At 72.4% G+C, this 26,540-nt stretch carries 18 protein-coding genes, 5 tRNA genes and 1 riboswitch; of the genes, 13 read left to right on the top strand and 10 right to left on the bottom strand.

Features of this window, described 5'->3' with window-relative positions:
• Window positions 1-74: 74 nt before the first annotated feature.
• The 5 genes from hrpA to KUM03_RS15170 all read right to left on the bottom strand — a co-directional run bounded on the left by hrpA (window position 75) and on the right by KUM03_RS15170 (window position 6,218).
• The gene (gene hrpA, locus KUM03_RS15150; protein ID WP_217248759.1) at window positions 75-4,019 is read right to left on the bottom strand and encodes an ATP-dependent RNA helicase HrpA; all 3,945 of its coding nucleotides are present in this window, start codon (window positions 4,017-4,019) and stop codon (window positions 75-77) included.
• A 117-nt stretch (window positions 4,020-4,136) separates the two neighbouring features.
• A tRNA-Phe gene (locus tag KUM03_RS15155) sits at window positions 4,137-4,210 on the bottom strand.
• 24 nt (window positions 4,211-4,234) lie between these two features.
• Window positions 4,235-4,309 (bottom strand) — tRNA-Asp (locus tag KUM03_RS15160).
• A 34-nt stretch (window positions 4,310-4,343) separates the two neighbouring features.
• Window positions 4,344-4,416: transfer RNA gene (locus tag KUM03_RS15165), tRNA-Glu, on the bottom strand.
• Between the two features lie 200 nt (window positions 4,417-4,616).
• Entirely contained in the window at window positions 4,617-6,218 is a 1,602-nt protein-coding gene (locus KUM03_RS15170; RefSeq protein WP_217248761.1) for a metallophosphoesterase, read from the bottom strand.
• Between the two features lie 113 nt (window positions 6,219-6,331).
• Between KUM03_RS15170 and KUM03_RS15175 the strand changes: the two genes are divergently transcribed.
• The 12 genes from KUM03_RS15175 to KUM03_RS15230 all read left to right on the top strand — a co-directional run bounded on the left by KUM03_RS15175 (window position 6,332) and on the right by KUM03_RS15230 (window position 17,844).
• Window positions 6,332-6,682, top strand: coding sequence for a metallopeptidase family protein (locus KUM03_RS15175; protein WP_043383624.1), 351 nt, complete (start codon window positions 6,332-6,334; stop codon window positions 6,680-6,682).
• A gap of 182 nt (window positions 6,683-6,864) precedes the next feature.
• Window positions 6,865-7,419, top strand: coding sequence for a hypothetical protein (locus KUM03_RS15180; RefSeq protein ID WP_217248769.1), 555 nt, complete (start codon window positions 6,865-6,867; stop codon window positions 7,417-7,419).
• A 284-nt stretch (window positions 7,420-7,703) separates the two neighbouring features.
• The gene (locus KUM03_RS15185) at window positions 7,704-9,878 is read left to right on the top strand and encodes a DEAD/DEAH box helicase (RefSeq protein ID WP_217248771.1); all 2,175 of its coding nucleotides are present in this window, start codon (window positions 7,704-7,706) and stop codon (window positions 9,876-9,878) included.
• A gap of 162 nt (window positions 9,879-10,040) precedes the next feature.
• Entirely contained in the window at window positions 10,041-11,576 is a 1,536-nt protein-coding gene (locus KUM03_RS15190) for an amino acid permease (protein WP_217248779.1), read from the top strand.
• A 125-nt stretch (window positions 11,577-11,701) separates the two neighbouring features.
• A tRNA-Lys gene (locus KUM03_RS15195) sits at window positions 11,702-11,774 on the top strand.
• Window positions 11,775-11,939: 165 nt separating this feature from the next.
• On the top strand, window positions 11,940-12,230 hold the full coding sequence (locus KUM03_RS15200) for a hypothetical protein (RefSeq protein WP_308406324.1): 291 nt from the start codon (window positions 11,940-11,942) through the stop codon (window positions 12,228-12,230).
• Between the two features lie 5 nt (window positions 12,231-12,235).
• Window positions 12,236-12,625: a hypothetical protein gene (locus KUM03_RS15205; RefSeq protein ID WP_217248791.1), complete on the top strand. Its 390-nt coding sequence runs from the start codon at window positions 12,236-12,238 to the stop codon at window positions 12,623-12,625.
• 71 nt (window positions 12,626-12,696) lie between these two features.
• Entirely contained in the window at window positions 12,697-13,827 is a 1,131-nt protein-coding gene (locus KUM03_RS15210) for a dihydrofolate reductase family protein (protein ID WP_217248793.1), read from the top strand.
• A gap of 55 nt (window positions 13,828-13,882) precedes the next feature.
• A tRNA-Met gene (locus KUM03_RS15215) sits at window positions 13,883-13,956 on the top strand.
• A gap of 151 nt (window positions 13,957-14,107) precedes the next feature.
• The gene (locus KUM03_RS15220; protein ID WP_217248795.1) at window positions 14,108-15,307 is read left to right on the top strand and encodes a PP2C family protein-serine/threonine phosphatase; all 1,200 of its coding nucleotides are present in this window, start codon (window positions 14,108-14,110) and stop codon (window positions 15,305-15,307) included.
• Between the two features lie 248 nt (window positions 15,308-15,555).
• A riboswitch (cyclic di-AMP (ydaO/yuaA leader) is annotated at window positions 15,556-15,712 on the top strand.
• A gap of 11 nt (window positions 15,713-15,723) precedes the next feature.
• A complete protein-coding gene (locus tag KUM03_RS15225) occupies window positions 15,724-16,755 on the top strand; it encodes a M23 family metallopeptidase (protein ID WP_217248797.1) in 1,032 nt (343 codons plus the stop codon).
• Between the two features lie 144 nt (window positions 16,756-16,899).
• Window positions 16,900-17,844: an aldo/keto reductase gene (locus KUM03_RS15230; RefSeq protein WP_217248805.1), complete on the top strand. Its 945-nt coding sequence runs from the start codon at window positions 16,900-16,902 to the stop codon at window positions 17,842-17,844.
• Window positions 17,845-17,886: 42 nt separating this feature from the next.
• On the opposite strand, the gene KUM03_RS15235 is transcribed toward KUM03_RS15230, so the two are convergent.
• From KUM03_RS15235 to KUM03_RS15250, 4 genes are all read right to left on the bottom strand, one after another.
• Window positions 17,887-19,260: a PrsW family intramembrane metalloprotease gene (locus KUM03_RS15235; RefSeq protein ID WP_217248807.1), complete on the bottom strand. Its 1,374-nt coding sequence runs from the start codon at window positions 19,258-19,260 to the stop codon at window positions 17,887-17,889.
• Between the two features lie 48 nt (window positions 19,261-19,308).
• Window positions 19,309-20,130 (bottom strand): tRNA (guanosine(46)-N7)-methyltransferase TrmB, encoded by an 822-nt coding sequence (trmB, locus tag KUM03_RS15240; RefSeq protein WP_217248820.1) that lies wholly within the window; start codon window positions 20,128-20,130, stop codon window positions 19,309-19,311.
• A 65-nt stretch (window positions 20,131-20,195) separates the two neighbouring features.
• Complete coding sequence (lhgO, locus tag KUM03_RS15245) at window positions 20,196-21,416, bottom strand: L-2-hydroxyglutarate oxidase (RefSeq protein WP_217248829.1); 1,221 nt, start codon at window positions 21,414-21,416, stop codon at window positions 20,196-20,198.
• 135 nt (window positions 21,417-21,551) lie between these two features.
• Window positions 21,552-22,976 (bottom strand): MFS transporter, encoded by a 1,425-nt coding sequence (locus KUM03_RS15250; protein WP_217248831.1) that lies wholly within the window; start codon window positions 22,974-22,976, stop codon window positions 21,552-21,554.
• Window positions 22,977-23,667: 691 nt separating this feature from the next.
• On the opposite strand from KUM03_RS15250, the gene KUM03_RS15255 reads away from it, so the two are divergent.
• On the top strand, window positions 23,668-25,785 hold the full coding sequence (locus KUM03_RS15255) for an asparagine synthase-related protein (protein WP_217248833.1): 2,118 nt from the start codon (window positions 23,668-23,670) through the stop codon (window positions 25,783-25,785).
• Window positions 25,786-25,918: 133 nt separating this feature from the next.
• Here the strand turns inward: KUM03_RS15255 and KUM03_RS15260 are convergent.
• Window positions 25,919-26,540 (bottom strand): NPCBM/NEW2 domain-containing protein (locus KUM03_RS15260; protein WP_217248835.1); only part of this gene is annotated, 622 nt, incomplete at its 5' end.

Consider the following 26,540-nt stretch of genomic DNA (forward strand, 5'->3'; position numbering starts at 1 on the left):
CGAGAAGAGACTGTACAGGAGGGGGAGCCCCGGGTCGAACTCACCCTCCGTGCACGCCTCGTCACACCTGTCGGCTACGGCGCCAGCGCGTCGATCGCCTTCACGATCCGCTTGTCCGAGACGGGATACGCCGTGCCCAGCGCGTGGGCGAAGTAGCTGACCCGCAGCTCCTCGATCATCCACCGCACGTCCAGGACCTGCTGCGGCACCGGCCGGCCCCGCGGCATCTGCTCCAGCAGCCAGGCGTACTCGTCCCGCATCTCGTGGACCTTCTCCATCCGGGACGTGTCCCGCTGGACGCCGGTCGGCATCTGCTGCAGCCTCCGGTCCGCGGCGACCAGGTAGCGCATCAGGTCGGGCAGCCGCCTGATCCCCGCCTCCGTCACGAAGCCGGGCTTCACCAGCGCGTCCAGCTGCCCCCGCACGTCCTGGAGGTTCGCCAGCAGCGCGGGGCTCCGTACGCCCTTCAGGCGCCGCTCGCACGCCTGCCAGGCCGCCAGCACCTGCTGCACCTGCCCCACCGTGCGGACGGTCGTGTCGACGATCTCCGCGCGGACCTTGTCGTAGAGCTTCCGGTACGACTCCTCGTCCCACGCCGGACCGCCGAAGTCGGCGATCAGCTTGTCCGCCGCCGCCATGGCGCAGTCGTCGAACAGCGCCTGGATGGAACCGTGCGGATTCGCGGACAGGTTCAGCTTCTGCTGGTTGGTGAGCTTCTCGGACGCGAACTTCGCCGGGTTGACCGGGATGTTGCGCAGGATCAGCCGGCGCGTGCCCTTCCACATCGCCTGCGCCTGCTCGGCCTCGGTGTCGAAGAGCCGCACGGACACGGTGTCGCCGTCGTCGACCAGCGCCGGATAGGCCTTCACCGGCTGGCCCGCCCGGCGCGTCTCGAAGACCCGGGACAGGGTGCCGATCGTCCAGTCGGTCAGACCGGAGCGCTCCAGCGACTCGCCGCCACTGCGCACGGCGGTGGCCGCCGCGGCCTGCGACAGCGCCTTGCGCGCCTTCGGCTTCAGCCGGAGCCGCAGCGCCTCCAGGTCCTTGTCCTCCGCCAGCTTGCGCCGCCGCTCGTCGACGATCCGGAACGTGATCCTGAGGTGGTCGGGGACCTTCGCCCAGTCGAAGTCCTCCGCGTCGAACGGCACCCCCACCATGCGCTTCAGCTCCCGCGCCATGGTGACCGTCAGCGGCTCCTGGAGCGGTACCGCCCGCTCCAGGAACTTCTGCGCGTAGTTCGGGGCCGGGACGTAGTTGCGGCGGATCGGCTTGGGCAGGGAGCGGATCAGCTCCGTGACCACCTGCTCCCGCAGCCCCGGGATCTGCCAGTCGAAGCCCTCGTCCGTCACCTGGTTCAGCACCTGGAGCGGCACGTGGACGGTCACGCCGTCCGCGTCCGCGCCCGGCTCGAACTGGTACGTCACCCGGAACTTCAGCGGCCCCTGCCGCCAGGAGTCCGGATAGTCGTCCTTGGTGACCGCGCCCGCCTTCTCGTTGATGAGCATCTCGCGCTCGAAGTCGAGGAAGTCGGGCTGCTCGTGCCGCTTGTGCTTCCACCACGAGTCGAAGTGCGCGCCCGAGACGACGTGTTCGGGCACCCGCTGGTCGTAGAAGTCGTACAGCGTCTCGTCGTCGACCAGGATGTCCCGGCGCCGGGCGCGGTGCTCCAGCTCCTCGACCTCGGTCAGCAGCCTGCGGTTGTCCGCGAAGAACTTGTGATGCGTACGCCAGTCGCCCTCGACCAGGGCGTTGCGGATGAACAGCTCACGGCTGACCTCCGGGTCGATCCGCCCGTAGTTCACCTTGCGCTGCGCCACGATCGGCACGCCGTACAGCGTCACCTTCTCGTACGCCATCACGGCCGCCTGGTCCTTCTCCCAGTGCGGCTCGCTGTACGTCCGCTTGAGCAGGTGCCCGGCGAGCGGCTCGACCCACTCCGGCTCGATCTTCGCGTTGACGCGGGCCCAGAGCCGGGAGGTCTCCACCAGCTCCGCGGACATCACGAACCGCGGCGGCTTCTTGAAGAGCGCCGAGCCCGGGAAGATCGCGAACTTGGCGTTCCGCGCGCCCAAGTACTCGTTCTTCGCGCCCTCCTTCACGTCCTTCATGCCGACGTGGGAGAGCAGCCCCGCCAGCAGCGACACGTGCACGCGGTCCTCGGGTGCGTCCTGCTCGTCGAGGTGGATGCCCATCTGCTTGGCGACCGTGCGCAGCTGTGTGTAGATGTCCTGCCACTCGCGGATGCGCAGGAAGTTCAGGTACTCCTGCTTGCACATCCGGCGGAAGGACGACGAGCCGCGCTCCTTCTGCTGCTCGCGGACGTACCGCCACAGGTTCAGGAACGCCAGGAAGTCGCTGGTCTCGTCCTTGAAGCGGGCGTGCTGCTGGTCCGCCTGCGCCTGCTTCTCCGCCGGCCGCTCCCGGGGGTCCTGGATGGACAGCGCCGCCGCTATGACCATGACCTCGCGGACACAGCCGTTCTTGTCGGCCTCCAGCACCATCCGGGCCAGCCGCGGGTCCACGGGCAGCTGCGCCAGCTTGCGCCCGGTGTCGGTGAGCCGCTTGCGTACGTCCTTCTGCGCGGGGTCGAGCGCGCCCAGCTCCTGGAGGAGCTGCACACCGTCGCGGATGTTGCGATGGTCCGGCGGGTCGATGAAGGGGAACTTCTCGATGTCGCCGAGGCCGGCCGCGGTCATCTGCAGGATGACGGAGGCCAGGTTGGTCCGCAGGATCTCCGCGTCCGTGAACTCCGGCCGCGCCTCGAAGTCGTCCTCGGAGTACAGCCGGATGCAGATGCCGTCGGACGTACGGCCGCAGCGGCCCTTGCGCTGGTTGGCGCTGGCCTGCGAGACCGGCTCGATCGGCAGCCGCTGGACCTTGGTGCGGTGGCTGTACCGGGAGATCCGGGCGAAGCCGGGGTCGATGACGTACTTGATGCCGGGGACGGTGAGGGAGGTCTCGGCGACGTTGGTCGCCAGAACGATCCTGCGCCCGGTGTGCTGCTGGAAGACCCGGTGCTGCTCGGCGTGCGAGAGCCGCGCGTACAGCGGCAGTACTTCCGTGAATCTGTACTTCTTCTTCTCCAGCGCGTCCGCCGTGTCCCGGATCTCGCGCTCACCGGAGAGGAAGACGAGGATGTCGCCCTTCCCCTCGCCCATCAGCTCCTCGACGGCATCGGTGATCGCGGTGATCTGGTCCCGGTCGGCGTCGTCCCCGTCCTCTTCGAGGAGCGGCCGGTACCGCACCTCCACGGGGTACGTCCGCCCGCTGACCTCGACGATCGGCGCGTCGCCGAAGTGCCGGGAGAACCGCTCCGGGTCGATGGTCGCCGAGGTGATGACGACCTTCAGGTCCGGCCGCTTCGGCAGCAGCTGCGCCAGGTACCCCAGCAGGAAGTCGATGTTGAGGGACCGCTCGTGCGCCTCGTCGATGATGATCGTGTCGTAGGCGCGCAGCTCGCGGTCGGTCTGGATCTCGGCGAGCAGGATGCCGTCCGTCATCAGCTTGATGAAGGTGGCGTCCGGGTTCACCTGGTCGGTGAACCGCACCTTCCAGCCCACGGCCTCACCGAGCGGCGTGTCCAGCTCGTCGGCCACCCGTTCGGCGACGGTGCGTGCGGCGATCCGCCGGGGCTGGGTGTGCCCGATCATGCCGCGCACGCCGCGCCCCAGCTCCACGCAGATCTTCGGGATCTGCGTGGTCTTGCCGGACCCGGTCTCACCGGCGACGATGACGACCTGGTGATCACGGATGGCGGCCGCGATCTCTTCCTTCTTCTGGCTGACGGGCAGCTGCTCGGGGTAGGTGACCGCGGGCACCCGCGCCCGGCGCTCACCGACGCGCTGCTCGGCCTTGGCCACCTCCGCGTCGATCTCGGCGAGAACGGCGGCCCGGGCCTCCGGCTTACGGATCTTCCGCGCACCCTCCAGCCTCCGGCCGAGCCGGTGCGCGTCGCGCAGCGACAGCTCGGTCAGCCGGGGGGCGAGAGTGCCGAGAGTGGGGGCGGGATGCGTAGACATACGGCTTCCAGGATCTCATCCGACGGAAAAACCTGGCGAACGCTTTTGTCCGCCGGACAGCGGGCGGCACGTGCCGGACACAACAAGGCCCCGATCCGAAGATCGGGGCCTTTGCTGTGGCTGGGGCCGGGGTCGAACCGGCGACCTATCGCTTTTCAGGCGATCGCTCGTACCAACTGAGCTACCCAGCCGCGAGGTTTCACGTGAAACCTCAGCGGTCCTGACGGGATTTGAACCCGCGGCCTCCACCTTGACAGGGTGGCGAGCACTCCAAACTGCTCCACAGGACCAAGCTACGTACGACAGTGTCGCACATGTACTGCGTGCCCCCAACGGGATTCGAACCCGTGCTACCGCCTTGAAAGGGCGGCGTCCTAGGCCGCTAGACGATGAGGGCGGACAAGCTGTTACTGCTTGCTTCGCTTGTCGCCCCCATTAGGGGACGTGAGAAGCATGTGACTCCGCTTCCCCTCGAAAGGTTCCGCTTCTCCCTGGCCCCTGATGGAGTTCGGGACGGTCAAGCCCTGACCGCTGCCCTTGGGCACGACGAGACTGTACTACGGCTTTCGGGGCGTCACCAAACCGAATAATCGCGGGTCACCGAGGGGACGGGGCGGGTCCTGCCCCGGAGGGGGGCTCCACCGTCGGGGACGGGGTCGCGCCGGGCTGGTTCTCCTTGGGGAGATGTCGGCTGACCTCGGCCGTCGTCAGGCCCAGGCCGCCGAGCTCGATCTCGTCCCAGGCCTGGAGGCGCCGGCTGTCGCGGTCGAAGTAGAGGATCGACGCCTGGATCGGGTCGGGGTACTCGCCCTCGACCGCGCGCAGACCGCTGCCGCCGGTGGAGCCCTCGACGCGCAGCCGGGTGCCGTACTCCATGACCTCCATGTCCTCGCGGTGCAGGTGACCGGCGAGGACCAGCGGCACCTCGCCGTCGACCTCGCGGGCGGCCGACGGCTCGTGGGCGACGGCGATGTCGACGGGGGTGCCGGCCGTGCGCTGGTCGCGCAGGGCGGAGGCGAGGCGGGCGCCGGCGAGTTCCTGGGACGCCTCGGCGCCGTCCGGCTTGGAGCGGTCGGGGGTGTACTGCGGGTCGCCGATGCCGGCGAAGCGCAGGCCCGCGACGGTCTTGGCGCGGCCGTCGTCGAGGACGTGCACGTTCTTCAGGCCCTGGAGGTACTTCTGGGTGACGCGGGAGTCGTGGTTGCCGCGGACCCAGACGTAGGGGGCGCCGAGGTCCTCGATGGGGTCCAGGAAGCCGTTCTCCGCGGCCGTGCCGTGGTCCATGGTGTCGCCGGAGTCGACGATCACGTTCACCTGGTACTGCTCCACCAGCGAGGCGATGATCTTCCAGCTCGCCGGGTTCAGGTGGATGTCGGAGACGTGCAGGACGCGGATCGTGGTCGGGTCGGGCTGGTAGGTGGGGAGCGTGGAGGTGGCGTCGTAGAGCTTGGTCACGTTCGTGACCAGGCGGGCCAGCTCCTTCTGGTAGACGTCGAACTCGGTGACGATGCTGCGTGCGTCGCCGACCAGCGAGGGCGCGGAGGAGAGCAGGCCGGAGAACTTCGGCTCCAGGACGGAGTCGGGGTTCCAGGTGGCGTAGGCGGTGCCGCCGGAGGCGACCAGGAGGGTGAGCGCGAGTCCGCCGGCGGCGAGGGCGCGCCGGGGGCGGCGGTAGACGGCGAGGCCGAGGGCGGTGGCGCCGGTGACGACGGCGACGCAGGAGCGGACGGCGAGGTCGAGGGTGCCGCGTTCGATGTCCTGGGCGACCTCGTCCTGGAGGCCGGAGAGGCGTTCGGGGTGGTCGACCAGTGCGGCGGCGCGGTCGGGGTCGAGCTGGTCGACGTTGACGTCGAGGCGGACGGGGGCGACGTGGCTGTCGAGCTGGAGGGCGCCCAGCGGTGAGACGTTGATCTTCGTGCCGCCGCTGACGGACGGGCGCAGCGTCATCGTGGTGTCCATGGGGCCGACGGGCACACGGACGTCGCCCACGACCAGCAGGCCGAGCCAGGCCCCGAGCAGGACGACGGCGACGAGGCCGACGGCGCGGGTCCAGGGGCGGGACCGGGGGGCGAGTCCGACCGCCGTGGACGTCCGGCGGGTGCGGTGGCGGTGGCGGTGGATGAGGGCGCGCGGCGCGTTGCGGATGGGGTTCATCACCTCGGCCAGGACGTGCAGGACGGCGGCGGGGACGCGGGCCATTGGTCCCGTATGCCCAAGGCCCGGGGCGGGTATGCGGTGGGCTTCGGTGCGGGCTGTGTCGTGCTTCGGTGCGGTCTGTGTCGTACCCCACGGTCGTACCCGACAATGGGCCTGTGCTGGAGATGACGCGCGAGGAGTTCGAGGAACTGGTCGCAGAGGCCCTGGACCGGATTCCGCCGGAGCTGACGCGGCTGATGGACAACGTCGCGGTGTTCGTCGAGGACGAGCCGCCGGCCGACGATCCCGAGCTGCTCGGGCTGTACGAGGGGACGCCGCTGACGGAGCGCGGGGAGTGGTACGCGGGGGTGCTGCCGGACCGGATCACCATCTACCGGGGGCCGACGCTGCGGTTCTGCGAGACGCGCGAGGACGTGGTCGCGGAGACCGAGGTGACGGTGGTGCACGAGATCGCGCACCACTTCGGGATCGACGACGCGCGGCTGCACGCCCTCGGGTACGGGTGAGCGCCGCCGGGTTCGGGTGAGCGTCGCCGGGTTCGGGTGAGCGTCGCGGGTTCGGTGGTCGTCTTCGGCCGACCGGGTACGGCTGACGCGCTCGGGTCAAGGTCCGCGGGGCGCGGCGCGTGTCCTCTTGTGGGTGACGGGAGTTGGGCACGGCGACTCCTGATCCCCGGAGGTGGCCGCCCGTGCGCCCCTTGTACGTACCCGTCCGTCTGGCCGCCACCGCCGTGGCCGTCGCCGCTGCCGCCGGCTGCATGAGCGTCGGCGACGACGCGTCCGGCGGGGGCGCCAGGCCGTCGCACTCCGCCGGGGAGCAGGGCGGTGCGGCGCCGGACGGCGGGCCCGCGGTGTCGGGCGGCAACGTCGGCTACGGAGCGGCGGCGGCCGACGAGAAGCGCGGACGTGGCAAGAGCAAGGGGAAGAAGGGCAAGGGCGAGGACGAGAAGAAGGGCGGTGGTGAGGGCGGGAAGCGGAAGGGCGAGTCCCCCGCCGCCGAGCCGCCCGCCGGTGTGACGCAGCCGCCGCCGGTGAAGGACGGGGACGACGAACCCGCGCCGACCCGGACGCCGCCCGCGGAGCCGACGCGGACGCCCGAGCCCGAGCCGACGCCGACCGAGGAGCCGCCCGCCTCGCCGTCGCCGGAGCCCTCGACGGCGGAGCCGTCGTCGTCGGCGCACGAGCCGCCGGGAACGCAGCTGGCGCAACGGGAGCCGGCGCCGACGGCCGGGGCACCGGCATAGCGGCCGGGACAGTGGCCGGGGCAGTGGCCTAGCGGGGCCCGGCAGCCGGGCTGAGCAGGGCATGTGCTACTCGGCCGCTGATCGGTTTGCCTTCGGGGGTGTGAGGTGCGTATGGTGGTAGATCGTTTGATCCCATTTGCCCGGCGCCACCGCAGAGCGCGCCGTGTGGCGCGTTCTCTCCCCCTGCCGTGGTGGACCGCATCGAGGCGGTCGTATTGCGAATCGCGATTCACGGAGTTGACGGGCGCGTGCCGACGAGAGACTCCGGAAGGTTTCGCATTCGCATGTCCATGACCAGTACTGATCACGTCGTCGTGCCCGAGAACGCCGAGGGCGTCGAGGGCACCCCGGAGGCCGTCGAGGCCTCCACGACCCCCGAGACCCCGCAGGCCCCCGAGGTCACCTTCGCGGACCTCGGTCTCCCCGAGGGCGTCGTGCGCAAGCTCGCGCAGAACGGCGTGACCACCCCCTTCCCGATCCAGGCCGCGACCATCCCGGACGCCCTGGCCGGCAAGGACATCCTCGGCCGGGGCCGCACCGGCTCCGGCAAGACCCTCTCCTTCGGTCTGCCGACCCTGGCGCAGCTCGCCGGCGGCCGCACCGAGAAGCACAAGCCCCGCGCCGTCATCCTCACCCCGACCCGCGAGCTGGCCATGCAGGTGGCCGACGCGCTCCAGCCGTACGGCGACGTCGTCGGCCTGCGGATGAAGGTCGTCTGCGGCGGCACCTCGATGGGCAACCAGATCTACGCCCTGGAGAAGGGCGTCGACATCCTGGTCGCCACCCCGGGCCGTCTGCGCGACATCATCAACCGCGGCGCCTGCTCCCTGGAGAACGTGCAGATCGCGGTCCTCGACGAGGCCGACCAGATGTCCGACCTGGGCTTTATGCCCGAGGTCACCGAGCTGCTCGACCAGGTCCCGGCGGGCGGTCAGCGGATGCTGTTCTCCGCCACGATGGAGAACGAGATCAAGACCCTCGTCGACCGGTACCTGAAGGACCCGGTCAGCCACGAGGTCGACGCGGCCCAGGGCGCGGTGACGACCATGTCGCACCACATCCTGGTCGTGAAGCCCAAGGACAAGGCGCCGGTCACCGCGGCCATCGCCTCCCGCAAGGGCCGCACCATCATCTTCGTCCGCACCCAGCTGGGCGCCGACCGCGTCGCCGAGCAGCTGCGGGACGCCGGCGCCAAGGCGGACGCGCTGCACGGCGGCATGACCCAGGGCGCGCGCACCCGCACGCTGGCCGACTTCAAGGACGGCTACGTCAACGTCCTGGTCGCCACCGACGTCGCCGCGCGCGGCATCCACGTCGACGGCATCGACCTGGTCCTGAACGTGGACCCGGCCGGCGACCACAAGGACTACCTGCACCGCGCCGGCCGTACGGCGCGCGCGGGCCGCACCGGCACGGTCGTCTCGCTCTCCCTGCCGCACCAGCGCCGCCAGATCTTCCGGCTGATGGAGGACGCGGGCGTCGACGCCACGCGCCACATCATCCAGGGCGGCGCGGCCTTCGACCCGGAGGTCGCCGAGATCACCGGCGCCCGGTCGATGACCGAGGTCCAGGCCGAGTCCGCGGGCAACGCGGCGCAGCAGGCCGAGCGCGAGGTCACCCAGCTCACCAAGGAGCTGGAGCGGGCCCAGCGCCGCGCCACCGAGCTGCGCGAGGAGGCGGACCGCCTGGTCGCCAGGGTCGCGCGGGAGCGTGGCGAGGACCCGGAGACGGTCCTGGCCGAGGTGGCCGCCGCGACGGAGGCCCAGGCCGAGGTCGTGGTGCCCGAGCAGCCGGGCGCGCGGGACGTGGAGAAGACGGAGCGGCCGGAGCGGAGCGGCGGCAACGGCCGGGACCGTTCCTTCGAGCGCCGTGACGACCGTGGCGGCTTCCGTCGTGACGACCGTCGTGACGACCGTGGTGGTCGCTCCTTCGAGCGTCGTGACGACCGTGGTGGTCGCTCTTTCGAGCGTCGTGACGACCGCGGTGACCGTGGTGGCCGTTCCTTCGACCGCCGCGACGACCGCGGTGGCTTCCGTCGTGACGACCGTCGTGACGACCGTGGTGGTCGCTCCTTCGAGCGTCGCGACGACCGCGGTGACCGTGGTGGCCGTTCCTTCGACCGCCGCGACGACCGTGGCGGCTTCCGTCGTGACGACCGTCGTGACGACCGCGGCGACCGTGGCGGCTTCCGCCGTGACGACCGGAACGACCGTCGTGACGACCGTGGTGGCCGTTCCTTCGAGCGTCGTGACGACCGTGGCGGCTTCCGTCGTGACGACCGCCGCGACGACCGCGGCGGCCACCGCGGCAGCGACCGTCCGTTCAACCGCGACCGCCAGGGCGACCGTCCCGGCTTCCGCTCCGGCGGGCACGACCGCCCGTACGGCCGCCGGGACGACCACCGCGGTTCCTCCTTCGGCCGCCGTGACGACAAGCCGCGCTGGAAGCGCAACGGCTGACGCAACGGCTGACGTAACCGCTGACGCCGAGTAGTACCGAGAGCCGTGGCCTCCGCCCCTCACCGGGCGGAGGCCACGGCGTTTCGGCTTCCCGCTCCCCGGACCAGTTTTCGGCCACGGAGTGACGCATGTCACGTCCTCCACAGGGGAATTGCTGGGGGCATGACAGATGACGCCAAGGTGAGCGGGCTCTCGGACGAGGAACGGCTGGCCCAGCTCGGCTACACCCAGGTTCTGGCCCGCCGCATGTCGGCGTTCTCCAACTACGCGGTTTCCTTCACCATCATCTCGGTCCTCTCCGGCTGCCTGACCCTCTACCTGTTCGGCATGAACACGGGCGGCCCCGCCGTCATCACGTGGGGCTGGGTCGCCGTCGGCCTGATGACCCTCTTCGTAGGCCTGGCGATGGCCGAGATCTGCTCGGCGTACCCGACCTCGGCGGGCCTGTACTTCTGGGCGCACCGCCTGGCACCGCCCCGTACGGCCGCCGCCTGGGCCTGGTTCACGGGCTGGTTCAACGTGCTCGGCCAGGTCGCGGTCACCGCCGGTATCGACTTCGGCGCCGCGTCCTTCCTGGGCGCCTACCTGAACCTCCAGTTCGGCTTCGAGGTCACACCGGGCCGCACGATCCTGCTCTTCGCGGCCATCCTGGTCCTCCACGGCCTGCTGAACACCTTCGGCGTCCGCATCGTCGGCCTCCTGAACAGCATCAGCGTGTGGTGGCACGTCGTCGGCGTGGCGGTGATCGTCGGCGCGCTGACCTTCGCGCCGGACCAGCACCAGTCGGCGTCCTTCGTCTTCGGGGAGTTCGTCAACAACACGGGCTGGGGCAGCGGCGTCTACGTGGTCCTCATCGGCCTGCTGATGGCCCAGTACACCTTCACGGGCTACGACGCCTCCGCCCACATGACCGAGGAGACGCACGACGCGTCGACGGCGGGCCCCAAGGGCATCGTCCGCTCCATCTGGACGTCCTGGATCGCCGGCTTCGTCCTCCTCCTCGGCTTCACCTTCGCCATCCAGTCCTACGAGGGCGCCCTGACGTCGCCCACCGGCGCACCGCCCGCGCAGATCCTGCTCGACGCCCTCGGCGCCACCGCGGGCAAACTGCTCCTCCTCGTCGTCATCGGAGCCCAGCTGTTCTGCGGGATGGCCTCGGTGACGGCCAACAGCCGCATGATCTACGCCTTCTCGCGCGACGGGGCGCTGCCCTTCTCGCACGTCTGGCACACGGTGAACCCTCGCACCCGCACGCCGGTCGCGGCCGTCTGGCTGGCCGCCCTGGGCGCACTCGCCCTGGGCCTGCCCTACCTGATCAACGTCACGGCGTACGCGGCGGTGACGTCGATCGCCGTCATCGGCCTCTACATCGCCTACGTCATCCCGACCCTGCTGCGCGTCCGCAAGGGGGCGGCCTTCGAACGCGGACCGTGGCACCTGGGCCGCTGGTCCGGCGCGGTGGGCGTGATCGCGGTGACGTGGGTCTGCGTCATCACGGTCCTGTTCATGCTGCCGCAGGTCTCCCCGGTGACCTGGGAGACCTTCAACTACGCGCCGATCGCCGTCCTGGTCGTCCTCGGCTTCGCCGCGACCTGGTGGCTGGCCTCGGCCCGCCACTGGTTCCTCAACCCCGACCACGAACGCACCCGGGCCCGCCTGGCGGCCCGCGCGAACGCACCGGAGCCGGTGGACCCGTAACACCGCCGCGCACGACGAGTACGACGAGCCCGACGCGGCCGTGACCCGGATACCCGATCGGAGTCCCGGCCGCGTCGGGCTATGCTCGGTATGGCAACATCACGCAACACCGCGCGGCACCCCCTGGGCCCTTAGCTCAATTGGCAGAGCAGTGGACTTTTAATCCATTGGTTGTGGGTTCGAGTCCCACAGGGCCTACCGGCCGGACCCCAGCTCACAGAGTCAACGAGCTGGGGTCTTTGTCATGCGCACCGTGGCCCGGCGGTAAAGTCCTTCGACATGCGTACAACACCCCCCGGCTTAGACGGGGTTGACCTCCGCCCCCGCAGGGTCGTCACCCCGCGCCGCCTCGGCGCCGCCGCCGTGGTCTACGGCGTCTTCGTCGCGGGCTGGTACCTGGGGCAGCCGGTGACTCCCGAGTGCCATACCGACCAGGCCGCCCTCGACCGGGCCGCCGAACGGTACGGCCCCGAACCGTCCCCCACGCCCACGCCCACGCCCACAGCCGGCCCCACCGGCATCCCCCCGGACTTCTCGGTCGAGGCCGGCCGTGCCACGATGAGCATCGCGATCACCTCCTACGCCGTCGCCTGCACCAACGACACGAGCGAACGCCCACGCCTCCGGGCCTGGTTCGGGGGCGAGTGGGGCTAGACGGGATGCCCACCTGGATAACCCTCCGCCGCATCGGCGTCGTCACCACTCTGTACGCCGTGTTCCTGGCCGGATGGTGGCTCGGCCAGCCCGTGCGGTCCGACGGCTGCCTCGAGGACCGGGCCACCGCCGGGGACGACGCCCGCCTCGCGCCGGTGGAGCCGGCCGACCCCGGCCGCTACCTCGAGAACATGGGCCTCGACCTGGACTTCGGTCTCCTCGACTGGGCCGACGACCTGGACGGTCGCCGTGACGGCGAGTACGGCCCCAGCGACCACGGCTACGAGTTGCGGGCCGAGGCCGGAACGCCCGTGACGTCCGGCACGGACTACACCGCCTGTTCCTACAAGAAGCGCGCCCGCCTTCTCGCGTGGGTCAACGGCGACTTCGAGTGACCATCGCAGATCATGGTGGGAGTGGCGATGATCGAGGCCCGCCCCACCCGTCCGTCCCCGGAGTACGCCCCATGTCCCTCCCCTACGTCCTCCTCTCCGCCGCCGTCTCCCTCGACGGCTACCTGGACGACACCGGCCCCGAACGGCTCCTGCTCTCCTCGCCCGCCGACTTCGACCGGGTCGACGAGGTACGGGCCTCCGTGGACGCGATCCTCGTCGGCGCCGGCACGATCCGGGCCGACAATCCACGGCTGCTGGTGAACTCGGCCGAGCGGCGGGCCGCCCGGGTCGCGGCGGGGCGGGCGGAGTACCCCCTCAAGGTCACCGTCAGCGCCACCGGCGAGCTGGACCCGGAGGCCAGGTTCTGGCACACGGGCGGGGAGAAGGTGCTGCTGACCACGGACGAGGGCGCCCGGCGGGCCCACGCGCTCGGGATCGCGGCCGACATCGTGCCGCTCGGTGCCGTGCTCGACTGGCGGACGGCGCTGGAGTATCTGCACGACCGGCGAGGTGTGGGGCGGCTGATGGTCGAGGGCGGCGGGACGGTCCACACCCAGCTGCTGCGGCGGGAGCTCGCCGACGAGCTGCAGCTCGTGCTCGCGCCGCTCCTCGTGGGCGACCCGGACGCGCCCCGGCTGTTCGGGCCCGGCGGCTATCAGAGCGGGCGGCTCAGGCTCGTGGAGGCGCGGCGCATCGAGGACGTCGTACTGACGCGGTACCTGCCGACCGCGCCCGGCACCGGCGACCGGGTGACCGCCGCCGACCGGCACTGGCTGGCGCTCGCCTGCGAGCTGGCCGAGCTGTGCCCGCCGTCGGCGACGGCGTTCAGCGTGGGGGCGGTCGTGGTCGCCGCCGACGGGACGGAGCTGGCGCGGGGGCACTCACGGGAGGGCGGGGACGCCGTGGTGCACGCGGAGGAGGCCGCGCTGGCCAAGACCGACCCCGGCGATCCGCGGCTCGCCACCGCCACCGTGTACTCCAGCCTGGAACCGTGCGCCCGCCGCGCCTCCCGGCCGGCCCCGTGCGCCCGGCTGATCCTCGACGCGGGGGTGCGCCGGGTGGTCACGGCCTGGCGTGAGCCGGACACCTTCGTGCCGGGCGCGGACGGCAGCGGGGTGCTCGCCGCGCAGGGCGCCACCGTCGTCGTACTGCCCGATTACGAGGGGCGGGCGAAGGCGCCGAACCGCCATCTGGAGAGGTAGGGAGATACGGATGTGCATTCCGCCCCCCGGATGACGTACAGTGGAGACACAACGACGCGGGGTGGAGCAGCTCGGTAGCTCGCTGGGCTCATAACCCAGAGGTCGCAGGTTCAAATCCTGTCCCCGCTACTGAAGGCCGAGGGCCGGAATCCATGAGGATTCCGGCCCTCGGTGCGTTCACCCGGTCGGCCCTCACGACTCGCCCCCCGCCTCCACTCCCGGAAACCTGGAGGACCAGGCGGCAAGCGGCGTGGACGTGCGGGGTGGCGGGAGACGAGTGGTGCGGCCAGGTGACGTGGACGACGAGGGGGCGTACGCCAGGGCCGACGGCCGGCTCCCCGGCGATCCCGTGCCCGACCCCGGACTGGGCGACACCGTCGAGGTCCTGCCGTCCGAGGCCGAGCAGCACCGCCGCCGCTCGTACGGGCGGGTCCTCGTGCGCCTGCTGCCCGTCCTGCTGATCGTCGTCGCCGTCCTGTACGACATCTTCACCCCCCGCTACTTCACCGCGGGCCCCCTCTACACGGCCGCGCCCCTGGTCGCCGCCGCGGTGTACTCGCGGCGCGGCACGGCGCTCACCAGTGCCGCCGTGGTCGCCGCCGTCGTCGGGCTCCAGCTGAGCAAGGACGTCATCCACTACGTCGACTCCCTCACGGAGCTGATCACCATCACGACGGTGGCCGCGCTCGCCGTCCTCGTCAACGCCTTCGTCCGCCGCACCGGCGAGCGGCTCGTCTCCGTCCGCGAGATCGCCGAGGCCGCCCAGCGGGCCGTGCTGCCCGAACCCGCCGAGCGGATCGGCGGCTTCGAGATCGCCGCCTGCTACGAGGCGGCGCAGGCCGACGCGTTCATCGGCGGCGACCTGTACGCGGTGCAGGACAGCCCGCGCGGCATCCGGCTCATCGTCGGCGACGTGCGGGGCAAGGGCATGGGCGCGGTCGCCGCCGTCGCCGTCGTGATCGGCGCATTCCGGGAGGCCGCCGAACAGGAGACGACGCTGGAGGCGGTGGCCCAGCGGCTGGAGCGGGCGCTGGCCCGCGAGGGCACCCGGCGCGACGGGCTGGACGCCTTCGAGGGGTTCACCACCGCCGTACTCGCCGAACTCCCGCACGGCGACGGGGTCGTCCGCGTCCTCAACCGGGGGCATCCGCCACCGCTGCTGCTCTACGCCGACGGCACCCTGCGCCCGCTGCCCGCCCGGGAGTCGGCGCTGCCGCTCGGGATGGGGGAACTGGGCGTGTGGCCCGACCGGGCGGAACAGGCCCCGTTCCCCGGCGGGGCCACGCTGCTGCTGTACACCGACGGACTGTCGGAAGCCCGCGACGACCGGGGCGAGTTCTACGACCCGCACGAGCGGCTCGCCGGCTGCGTGTTCCGGCACCCGGAAGAACTGCTCGGCACCCTCGCCGAGGACGTGCGCAGGCACTCCGGGGGCGGCATGGCCGACGACATGGCGCTGCTCGCCGTACGACGGCCCTGATCACCGCCCGTGATGAAGCGAGCGCCCTCCGCATAACAACTGACATACCGTCAGGTGAGGTGCTTGCGGAAAGTGGTGCCGAAGGGGCACTGAGGAGTGGTCAACTCGCCCGGATTTAACCATCCATGAGGCCTGTGTCCACCCGGGTTTCGTTAATGATCAAGCGGAACGGCTTGGAATCCGAGGCCCGCGTCTATTAACGTTCGATAACGCAGCGCGGTCGTCCCAGCCGTCACAGAAGGCGGCTCCGTGCGCACGCGCCGAATCCCGCAAGGGAACCGGGGAACCACCACTTGGGGTGAATCGGGCGTATGACGCCGTGCCAGTCACGGCGGATATACGCGCGTAGGAGACCTTCCTGCTCCGAACCCGTCAGCTAACCCGGTAGGCGAAAGGAAGGAAAGGAGTACGCCCACGTGGCGTCCAACCGGCCTGCCCCCGAGGCCCCGTTCGTGCCCAGCGGGCACGACACCGACACCTTCGGCTACGACGTCCACCGCGCCGAAGAGGGCCCCTGGGAGGAGTGGAACCCCACCGCGGAGTCCATCCGCCCCGTGCGCGGCCGGCACCGCGTCGCCAAGCAGCGCGGCGGACTCGCCCGCAGCTCCACCGTCCTCGGTGTCGGTGTCATAGCCGCCGTCGGCGCGGGCGGCATGGCCAGCGCGCAGACCGGCAAGCCGCCGGTGTCCATCTCCATGCCGGACCTGCCGAACGTCGGCTCGATCCTCTCCGACGAGGAGCCCGAGCCCGAGGGTTCCGCCACCCCGCTCAGCGGTATCGCCGCCGCCTCCGCCGGCACCGGCCAGGAGACCACCGCCGACGCCGGCGAGTCGCTGCGTGCGCGGATCATGGCGCAGGCCGAGCAGCAGCAGGCCCAGGTCGAGAGCAAGGCCGCCGCCGAGGCCGCGGCCGCCGCCGAGAAGAAGGCCGCGGAAGCCGCCGCCAAGGCGGAGAAGGAGGCCGAGGCCAAGGCCGCCGCCGCCAAGAAGAAGGCGGAGGAGGAAGCCGCGAAGAAGGCCGAGGCCGAGCGGCTCGCGAAGCTGGCCAAGCAGTACACGCTGCCCACCTCCTCGTACACGATCTCCTCCACCTTCGGGCAGGCGGGCCCCTACTGGTCGTCCGGCCACCACACCGGCCTCGACTTCGCCGCCCCCACGGGCACGCTGCTCAAGGCGGTGCACAGCGGCACGATCACATCGGCCGGCTGGGACGGGTCGTACGGCTACAAGACCGTGCTCACCCTCGATGACGGCACCGAGATCTGGTACGCCCACCAGTCCTCGATCAACGTCAGCGTCGGCCAGGAGGTCACCACCGGCGACGTCATCGGCCGCGTCGGCGCCACCGGCAACGTCACCGGCGCCCACCTCCACATGGAGGTCCACACGGCCGGCGGCGGCAGCCTCGACCCGATGGCATGGCTGCAGAGCAAGGGCCTCACCCCCTGAGCCGCACCGCACCGCACACGCCGGTCGTCACTCCTGATCCCCGGCGGTCCTGACGGCGACCCCCCGACGTCAGGGCTGCCGGTTTGCGGGATCTTTGCCCCGCTGCCGGAATCCCGGGATCCGTCGGGCTCGTTGACGCAGTACATGACTTCTCTGCGCAAGCTCGGCTCCTCCGACCTGGAGGTCTTCCCCCTCGCCCTCGGCGGCAACGTCTTCGGCTGGACCGCCGACCAGGACACCTCCTTCGCCGTCCTCGACGCCTACACCGCGGCGGGCGGCAACTTCGTCGACACCGCCGACTCATACTCCGCATGGGTCGACGGCAACAGCGGCGGCGAGTCCGAGACCCTCCTCGGCAAGTGGCTCGAGGCCCGCGGCAACCGTGACGACGTCGTCCTCGCCACCAAGGTCAGCCAGCACCCCGAGTACCCGGGACTGAGCGCCGCGAACATCAAGGCCGCCGCCGACGCCTCCCTGCGCCGCCTTGGCACCGACCACATCGACCTCTACTACACCCACTTCGACAAGCCCGAGGTGCCGGTCGAGGAGATCATCGGCGCGCTCGACGAACTGGTGCGGGCGGGCAAGGTCCGGCACATCGCCGCCTCCAACATCTCCGCCGAGCGGCTCGCCGCCTCCCTGGACTTCTCCGACCGCGAGGGCCTCGCCCGGTACGTGGCACTCCAGCCCCACTACAACCTGGTCTCGCGCGACACCTACGAGGGCGGACTGCGCGACCTCGCCGAGCGGGCCGGGCTGGCCGCCGTGCCCTACTACGCCCTCGCGTCCGGCTTCCTCACCGGCAAGTACCGGCCCGGCGCGAGGGTCGACAGCCCGCGCGCGGGCGGCGCCGCCAAGCACCTGGAGAGCGAGCGCGGGCAGCGGGTCCTCACGGTCCTGGACGAGATCGCCGAAGCCCACGACGCCCCCGTCGCCACGGTCGCCCTGGCCTGGCTGGCCGCACAGCCGACGGTGGCCGCGCCGATCGCGTCCGCGCGCACGGTGGAGCAGCTGCCGGCGCTGCTGGGAGTGGCGGAGCTGACCCTGACTGAGGACGAGACCGGGCGGCTGACGGAGGCGTCGGCCTGAGGCACGCTACGGCCGGTGGGGGTGGGGCCGGGGGTACGGCGCCTACGGGTACGGGGGCCGGACGGACACGGGGTACGGGGTCGGTGACGGGGCCGCTGCGAAGGCCGGAGCCCACGGGCCCGCGTATCCGTAAGCGCTGCCGTACGTGCCGTGCCCGGCGCGGGCGCCGTACATCCCCTGCGCCCCGTACGCCCCGTGCCCCGGCCAGGCGGCGACCGGTGGCGGAGCCGTGACGCGGGCCGCGTGGTCCAGCGCCGGGCGCGCCACCTCGCGGCGTTGCCACAGGGCGCCCAGCAGTTCCCGTTCCCGCAGGGCGAAGTCGGCGCCCGCGCGGCCCTCTCGCCCCCGCCGCCGCAGGAACGCCAGCGAGGTCGCGTACGCCTCGTACTGCGCCACCGCCCGCGCGGCCTGCTTCCCGGCGTGCCGGCGGGCGTACTGCCGGGCGAGGCGGCGGGCGTGCATCGAGCCGAGCGCGTGCGGCTCCGCCGGGGCCAGCCAGCCGGCCATGACGTACGCGGGCAGCTCGGTGCGCACCGTGCGCAGTTCGCGCTGCCGGGTCCAGATCACCAGCCAGGTCAGCAGGCCGAAGCAGGGCACCATGAACGCCCCGTACACGGCGAGGAAGCCGTACTCGCCGAACGCGGCCGAACCGTTCCACAGCGCGTGCACGCCCATCGCGAGCAGCAGGCCGGCCGGCGGGAGCAGGGCGCGGCGCAGGCGGTGCCGGCCGGTGGAGAGGGCGGCGATGCCGAAACCGATGCCGGTGAGCACGGTGAACAGCGGGTGGGCGAAGGGCGACATCACGACGCGGACGAAGAAGGTCGCGGCGGTGACCGAGGCGAAGCCGCTGTCGCCGGTGAGCTGGTCGGTGCCGAAGGCGTTGCCCAGGTAGAGGATGTTCTCGGTGAAGGCGAAGCCGGTGGCGGTGACGCCGGCGACGACCACGCCGTCGACGATGCCGGTGAAGTCCCGCCTGCGGAAGAGGAAGACCAGCAGGACGGCGGCGGCCTTGGCGGACTCCTCGACGACGGGCGCTATGACCGTGGCGCCCAGGGTGTCGGCCCCGGCCGGGTCGGCGGTGGCCGTGGCGATCCATCTCGTCGCGAAACTGTTGGCGATGATCGCTATCAGGGCGGCGGCGCAGGCGCCCCAGGCGAAGCAGAACAGCAGGTTCCGCCAGGGGCCGGGCTCGACCCGGTCCAGCCAGCGGAACGCGGCTATGAGCAGCGGCACCGGCAGCACCGCGAGGCCGAGTCCGACCAGGAAGCCCTGGGTGCCGGTCTGTTCACGCACCAGGGCCAGGATCACCAGGCCGGATGTCGCCAGCAACGTGGCCACTGCCCCGTAACGCACCCAGGCGCGCTGCCACCAGTGCGGACGCGGCGGATTCGTCGGGTACGGGGGACAGGTGGCCACGGCATGGACCCTAACCGGTGGGGGCTGCTCCGGGTGCTGGTCGCGGGGCTATTCGGTGTGCGGTACGCGGCGGAAGAGCAAGTCGTTCACCACATGACCCTTGTCCAGCCCCTGGCCCTCGAAACGGGTCAGCGGCCGGTGGGCGGGACGCGGCGCGAATCCGCCGCCGGGCGCGGTGTTCTCGAAGTCGGAGTGCGCGGTGAGCACCTCGAGCATCTGCTCGGCGTACGGCTCCCAGTCGGTGGCGCAGTGCAGGACGGCCCCCGGCGCGAGCCGGGCCGCGGCCAGCGTCAGGAGCTCCGGCTGGATCAGGCGGCGCTTGTGGTGGCGCTTCTTGGGCCAGGGGTCGGGGAAGTAGACGCGCAGTCCGGCGAGGGAGTCGGGGGCGAGCATCTCGCGCAGGAGGATGATCGCGTCGCCGTTGCCCACCCGGATGTTGGACAGCTCGTTCCGTTCCGCGAGAGCCAGCAGGTTGCCCTGGCCGGGGGTGTGGACGTCCACGGCGAGGATGTTGGTGCCCGGGTCGGCGGCGGCCATCTGCGCGGTGGCCTCGCCCATGCCGAAGCCGATCTCCAGGACGACGGGGTGGTCGTTGCCGAACAGCTCACCGAGGTCGATGACCCGCTGCCCGTCGATGTCCAGCCCCCACAGCGGCCACAGCCGCTGCAGCGCGTCCGCCTGCCCGGCGGTCACCCGGCTCCGGCGGGGCTGGAAACTCCGGATCCGCCGCTCGAAGTGCGACCCGGCCGGGTCGGCCTTCGGCCCGTCGGGGAACCGGGGCTCACCCTTGGCCCGGGTGTGCCGGACGGAGGCGCCGGGATGCGGTGCGGCTGGCTGGGGGGCGTCGGAAGCGCTGCGGAAATCAGACACAGTGCTATCGATTTTACGGCGGGGTGTGCGGTGGGCGGGGCCTCCCCGGGCCGGGGGCCGCCCGGTCAGGTGGCGCCCAGCATGGCCAGGGCCCGCCGGCCCACCTCGCGGCCGATGGGGAGGGAGGCCGTCGCGGCGGGGGACGGGGCGTTGAGGACGTGTACCGCGTGGGCGCCCTCGTGGATCAGGAAGTCGTCCACCAGCGTCCCGTCCGCCAGTACCGCCTGTGCCCGCACCCCCGCGGGCGCCGCCACCAGGTCGTCCTCCGTCACCGCGGGCAGCAGCCTGCGCACGGCCGTGGTGAACGCCGCCTTGGACAGCGACCGTCGCAGCTCGCCCGCTCCGTACCTCCAGTGCCGCCGGGCTATCCGCCACGAGCCCGGCCAGGCCAGCGTCCCGCCCAGCTCGCGGGGGTGCACCACGCCCCAGCCGTACCCCTCCCGGGCGAGGGCCGGCACCGCGTTGGGCCCGACGTGCACACCGCCGTCGATCCCCCGGGTCAGATGCACCCCGAGGAACGGGAACGCCGGGTCCGGCACCGGGTACACCAGGCCCCGCACCAGCTCCGGACGCGCCAGCTCGTAGTACTCGCCCCGGAAGGGCACGATCCGCATGCCGGGGTCGTCGCCGGTCAGGCGGGCGATCTCGTCGCAGTGCAGTCCCGCGCAGTTGACCATGACCCGGGCGCGGAGCACGTCTCCCGAGCGGGTGCGGACGGCGACCCCGCGGCCGGGGCGGCGGTCGACGTGCCGGACCTGGGCTCCGTAGCGGATCTCCGCGCCGGAGGCGTGCGCCAGCTGCCGGGCCACGGCCACGTAGTCGCAGACGCCGGTCGTGCCGACGTGTATGGCGGCCAGGCCCGTGACCTCCGGCTCGTACTCCGGGATCTGGGCGGCGCCCAGCTCGCGCACCGGTATGCCGTTCTCCCGGGCGCGCTGCACCAGGGCGTGCAGGCGGGGCAGCTCGGCGCGGTCGGTGGCGACGATCAGCTTGCCGGTGACGGCGTGCGGGATGCCGTACTCCGCGCAGAACTTCACCATCTCCGCCGCGCCCCGCACCGCGAAGCGGGCCTTCAGCGAGCCCGGGCGGTAGTAGACGCCGCTGTGGATGACGCCGCTGTTGCGGCCCGTCTGGTGCCGGGCCGGTCCCGGCTCCTTCTCCAGCACCGTCACCCGGGTGCCCGGCGCCGCGCGCGTGATCGCGTACGCCGTCGACAGGCCGACGATCCCGCCGCCGATCACCAGCACGTCGCAGTCGTGCCCGGTCACGGTCCGTACTTGTGCCATCTCCCGGCCCACCTCCCGGTTCCGATAGTGCACTGCGCCACTGACAATGCCTTCAAACCCGGGCCGGGCGTGATGTCGGTCAGGCAGCGGTCGTCAGGCAGCGGTCGTCAGGCAGCGGTCGTCAGGCAGCGGTCGTCAGGCCGTGGTCATCAGCAGCGGCCGGGCGCGCTCGCGCAGCTCGACCACGCGCGGCTCGTCGCCGTACGGCTCCAGGCGGTGCAGGAGGTCCTTCACGTACTCGGTGGTGCGGGCCGAGGAGATGCGGCCGGCCACCTCGACCGCCCGCACGCCCTGTTCGCAGGCCGCGTCCAGGTTGCCGGACTCCAGCTCGGCCACCGCCGAGACGACGAGCCTGAGTCCGTGCGAGCGTACGAACTCCTCCGTCGGTTTCGACAGGGCCTGCTCGGTGAAGCGGCGGACCTGGCGTGGTGCCTTCAGGTCGCGGTAGCACTCGGCCGCGTCGGCGGCGAACCGGTCGTAGGAGTAGAAACCCAGCCACGTCGGGTCGCTGTCGCCCGGCCGGGCGCGCTCCAGCCAGCTCTCGGCGGCCTTTAGGGCGGCGCCGGCCGCCGGGGCGTCACCCGCGCGCGCGTGGGCGCGGGCCTCGACCAGCCGGAAGAAGCTCATGGTGCGTGCCGTGGCCAGGCCCCGGTTGCGCTCCAGCGCGGCCTGGGCGAGGTCCACGCCCTCGTCGCCGAAACCGCGGTAGGTCGCCTGGAGGGACATGGAGGCCAGCACGTAGCCGCCCAGCGGGACGTCGGCCGCCGCGCGGGCCAGGCGCAGGGCCTGGATGTAGTACCGCTGGGCCGCCTCCTGCTGGCCGGTGTCGAAGGCCATCCAGCCGGCCAGGCGGGTCAGTTCGGCCGAGGCGCCGAACAGGGCGCGGCCGACCTCGTCGGAGTAGGAGCCGAGGAGGAGCGGTGCCGCCTCGACGCGTAAACACTCGGGGACCATCGACGAACGCCAGTCGCCGCCGCCGTACTTGGAGTCCCAGCGCCGGGCGTCCTCGGCGGCCTCCCGCAGCTTCTGCACATCGCTGTGGCCGACTTTGAGCGGTGCGCCGGAGTCCTCGGCCGGGCCCGGCTCGCGCGCCACCGAGCTGTCGGCCGGGGTTATCAGCCACCGTGAGGCGGGCGTCGCGTACGCGCTCACCGCGAACGAACCGGCCAGCGACTGCCAGATGCCGCCGGCGCCGGAGCGGCGGCCGGCGAGGTCGAGGCGGTACAGCTCGGTGGCCGACCGGACCGCCTGGCCGACGTCCCGGGGGAAGGCGAGGCCCACTTCGGGGGCGGGGTCCGCGTCCGCCAGGCCGATCTCGTGCAGCGGCACCGGGCGGCCGAGCTTCTGGCCGATGGCGGCGGCGATGAGGTGCGGCGCCGCACCCTGCGGCACCATGCCCTTCGACACCCAGCGCGCCACCGACGTCTTGTCGTAGCGCAGCGTCAACCCGCGTTGGGCGCCGAGGTCGTTGACGCGCCGGGCGAGACCTGCGTTGCTGATTCCCGCGAGGGCGAGAACGGCGCCGAGCTTTTCGTTCGGCCCGCGTTGCTCCCTGGACATGCGCCACCCCTCGACACAGACGGCTGCCGCGCTGGCATAACCACGCGGCATTCGTAAACCCAGCGTAGTTCGCCGCATCCCATGCGTTAAGAGGCATTGTTCCGGATGGCGGGATTGTGGCCCGTACTCAAGTGCGGCTCCAGCACGGTCCGTTGCCGCGTGCTCCCGCTGTGTGGCCGTGCGCCCGGCCGTGCGCTCTTCTCCGGCCATACCGGGAGCGGTTCCATGGGCGGTGCGTGGGTCGGCCCGCTGTACTGGATCCAGTGGGCTGGGGGACACCGCCGCCTACATCCCCGCGGGCGGCGGACCGGTCCGGGGGGTGTGCCTCGCCTCCCGGACTGCGCGCGGACCGCCCGTCGCCGGATGGTGCGCAGAGCCTGTACGGAGCGTGTCCGAGCGTGCTTTCGTAACGTCGAATTGGCTGAAAATCGACCCCGGCGTTTCCGGGGTGTCACCGCCCTCACCATGGAAATTGAGGGCGCGTTGGGTAGCCAAGGGGCGCGTTGCGGGGGCGCATTCGCGTCGTCTTCACGCCCTCCGAGCAGGCCGTCGGCCTTCGCGGGTGGACACCCGCGGGGGCGCATTCATGGGAGCACATGCGGCTCCGCCGCTGCTCTGCGGCGCGCCCTTCATGGCAGCATGGGACCAGTTCGTACGGTGCACTGGTTGTCCCCAGCCTGTGGAGGCGTCGATGCGGTGGTTGGTGGGGTGGAGCAGCGCCGCCGTGGGGGCCGGTGGAATCGCCGGTGCGGCCGGCTCGGCGGGGGCCACCGGGTACGACGGTGAGACCGTGCAGCCCGTCGGTTCGCAGCTGTTGTGGGGCGACCCCGATCCCCTGTGGGCGGTCGGTGACTGGCGCCCCGACGAGGTCCGCGTCGTCTCCGCCGACCCGCAGACCCGGATCGCCGTGCTCGGCATCTGCGGTGCGAGCGACGAGCAGTTGCGGGTCGCGCTGTTCGCCGCGCGGGGCGGGGCCCTTCGGCACCTGACCGCGTGGCCGGGCAGTTACACCGCCGTGGTCCAGGTGGGCAGGCGCATCACCGTCTGCGGCGACCTCGCGGGCGCGCGGCCGGTGTTCCACACCCCCTGGGCGGGCGGCACCGCCTACGCGACCGCCGCGCTGCCCCTGGCCGACCTCGTCGAGGCCAACCTCGACTTCGGACACCTCGCCGCGCTGCTTGCCGCGCCCGACGTGCCGGCCGCGCTGGACGACTCCACCCCGTACGACGGCGTGAAGCGCATTCCGCCGGGGCATGCGCTGATCCTGCGCGCCGGGGCGCGCGAGATCGCCGGGTACGAACCGGTGGCCTCCCTCGCCGTCGCGGCGCCCGCCGCCGACCCCGACCGCGCGGTGGACGGCGTACGGGACGCCCTGGTGGAAGCCGTGCGCACACGTCTCGCCGCGCCCCGGCACGTCCCCGGCGACGGCATCGACCCCGGACCGGTCCCGGGCATGGGCCCCGCGGAACGGCGTGCCGCGCGCGGAATGCCGGTACCGGGCATCGGCGCCGACCTGTCCGGCGGACCGGCCTCGGGGACGCTGGCGCTGCTGGCCGCCGGGCTGCCGGGGATGCCGGGGACCGTGCTCGGGCACGGCACCGGGGCGGGGGAGCGGCTGCTGGCCGTCACCTTCAACGACCTCGCCGTCGGCGGGCAGGAGGCCGAGGTGGAGCGGGCGGGGGCACTGGCGGCCAACCCGCGTCTGCACCACGTCGTCGTCACGGGCGGCGAGGACATGCTGCCGTACGGCGTCCTGGACGGGCCGCTGACCGACGAACCGGGCTCCTCCCTGATCGCGGCGGCACGGCACCGGGCGCGGCTCGCGGCGGGCAGCGCCGACCACTTCACGGGGTACGGGGCGCGGCAGGTGCTGGACGCCCACCCGGCCCGCCTCGCCGACCTGCTCATGGACCGCAAGCGGCGCCACCTCGTGCGGCCGGTCGCCGCGATGGCCAAGGCGGACGGCTCGGTACTGGTCCCCGCGCGGGTGTACGGCGCGGCGCGGCGGCTGGCGCGGACGCCGTACCGGACCGGGCTCGAGGTGCTCTCCGAGCGGCTGCTGCGGCGCCGCTTCGACGCGCCCGGCGACGGGGCGATGGACGCGTCGCTGGCCGTGCTGACCTGGGCGGGGCCGGGGCCGGCGGCGCGGTGGCTGACCGGGGAGGCGCTGGCTGAAGTATCGGTTCGCCTGCAGACGTCGTCGCAGCGGTCCGGCGTGGGGCCGGGGCAGCGGCCGGGCGACTTCCGGGCGCGGGCGGCGCTGGCGCGGCAGGCGGCGGACGTGCGGGTGCTGGAGCAGGCCGCCGAGATCCGCTTCCAGCGGCTGCACACGCCGTTCCTCGACAACCAGGTCGTCCGCGCGTGCCGGGCCCTGCCGGAGGCGCTGCGGGTGCAGCCGGGGGCGCGGGCGTCGATCCTGCGGACGGTGCTGGAAGGGGCGGGGGTGAGCGAGCTGCCGAGCGGGTGGGGGGCGCCGACGCAGGCGGTGGCCGCTTCGACCGCGCGGACCGGGCTGCGGGTCGCGGCGGACTCCCTGCTGGGGCTGTTCGACACGCCGCTGCTCGCGGAGGCGGGGCTGGTGGAGGCCCGGGTCGTGCGCAAGGCGGTGCGGGCCGCCGCGGCGGGTGAGGCACTGCCGCTGGACGGGCTGGCCGACCTGGTCTCCCTGGAGCTGTGGCTCGGCCGCCTGCTCGCCCGGCGCGGCACGTGCTGGACGGGCACGCCCGCGCGGCAGCGGGCGGTGCCCGCGGGGATCGCCCCGCAGCGGGGGGCGCTGGGCGGGGCGGGGGCGGTTGTGCGGCGGGGGTGACGCGGGGGCTTCGCAGGAGCGTCCCAGGCCGTGGGGAGTGTGTCCCTGGCAGCGGCGCAGGGGCGCGGGGCGCCTCTCGACCGGACCGCGGGTGTGTGGTCCAGGACGACCCCGTCGCCCTGCTCGTTGATCCCTACGCGCACGTGAACCGGGACTGCGCCCAGTCGGCCAGTGCCACGCGGTCGAGGTGGTTGTGGGGCTCCACGGCCAGCGTCACGCTCTCGCGTCCCGTGAGGTCCACGTGGACGGGCACGGCCGGGTCGCCGCCCTTGACCATCCCCGACCTCCACAGCCGGACGCCGTCGGCGTACACCGCGAAATGGACCTTGCCCAGCTTCATCGTCAGGTCGTCCACGCCGACCAGGGCGTCGTAGGACGAGCAGGAGCGGTTGAGGTCGATGACGGCGCTGGAGCGCCCGTGCACCGTGACGCCGTGCGCGTACCGCTCGCCGCCGATCGAGAGTGCCGAGCGCTGCCACACCCAGCCGCTCTCGCTCAGCCGCATCTCCGGGCCGCTGCCGTCGCCGGTGACGTCGTACGCCAGCTCGCTCCACCGGTAGACGGCCGGGGCGGGCGGTGGGGTCGGCGTGGGCGTCGGGGTCGGCGTCGGTTCCGGGGTGGGCGTCGGCGTGGGGGCAGGGGGCGGTGACGGCTCGGGCGTCGGGCTGGGGGTGGGTGTCGGCGTCGGGGTCGGCTCGGGGGCGGCCACCGGTGGGCGTGGGCGGGGCGGCTGGGGCGAGGGCGTGGGCGTGGGC

The sequence above is a fragment of the Streptomyces sp. AC602_WCS936 genome (assembly GCF_019049125.1).
Lineage (GTDB): Bacteria > Actinomycetota > Actinomycetes > Streptomycetales > Streptomycetaceae > Streptomyces.

Excerpts from the sequence above, each read along its gene's own strand:
- KUM03_RS15170 (WP_217248761.1), bottom strand. The coding sequence starts at position 6,218 with ATGGCCCGCGTCCCCGCCGCCGTCCTGCACGTCCTGGCCGAGGTGATG.
- lhgO (WP_217248829.1), bottom strand. The coding sequence starts at position 21,416 with ATGGCACAAGTACGGACCGTGACCGGGCACGACTGCGACGTGCTGGTG.
- KUM03_RS15250 (WP_217248831.1), bottom strand. The coding sequence starts at position 22,976 with ATGTCCAGGGAGCAACGCGGGCCGAACGAAAAGCTCGGCGCCGTTCTC.
- KUM03_RS15210 (WP_217248793.1), top strand. The coding sequence starts at position 12,697 with ATGTCCCTCCCCTACGTCCTCCTCTCCGCCGCCGTCTCCCTCGACGGC.
- KUM03_RS15205 (WP_217248791.1), top strand. The coding sequence starts at position 12,236 with ATGCCCACCTGGATAACCCTCCGCCGCATCGGCGTCGTCACCACTCTG.
- KUM03_RS15185 (WP_217248771.1), top strand. The coding sequence starts at position 7,704 with ATGTCCATGACCAGTACTGATCACGTCGTCGTGCCCGAGAACGCCGAG.
- KUM03_RS15190 (WP_217248779.1), top strand. The coding sequence starts at position 10,041 with ATGACAGATGACGCCAAGGTGAGCGGGCTCTCGGACGAGGAACGGCTG.
- KUM03_RS15230 (WP_217248805.1), top strand. The coding sequence starts at position 16,900 with ATGACTTCTCTGCGCAAGCTCGGCTCCTCCGACCTGGAGGTCTTCCCC.
- KUM03_RS15255 (WP_217248833.1), top strand. The coding sequence starts at position 23,668 with ATGCGGTGGTTGGTGGGGTGGAGCAGCGCCGCCGTGGGGGCCGGTGGA.
- hrpA (WP_217248759.1), bottom strand. The coding sequence starts at position 4,019 with ATGTCTACGCATCCCGCCCCCACTCTCGGCACTCTCGCCCCCCGGCTG.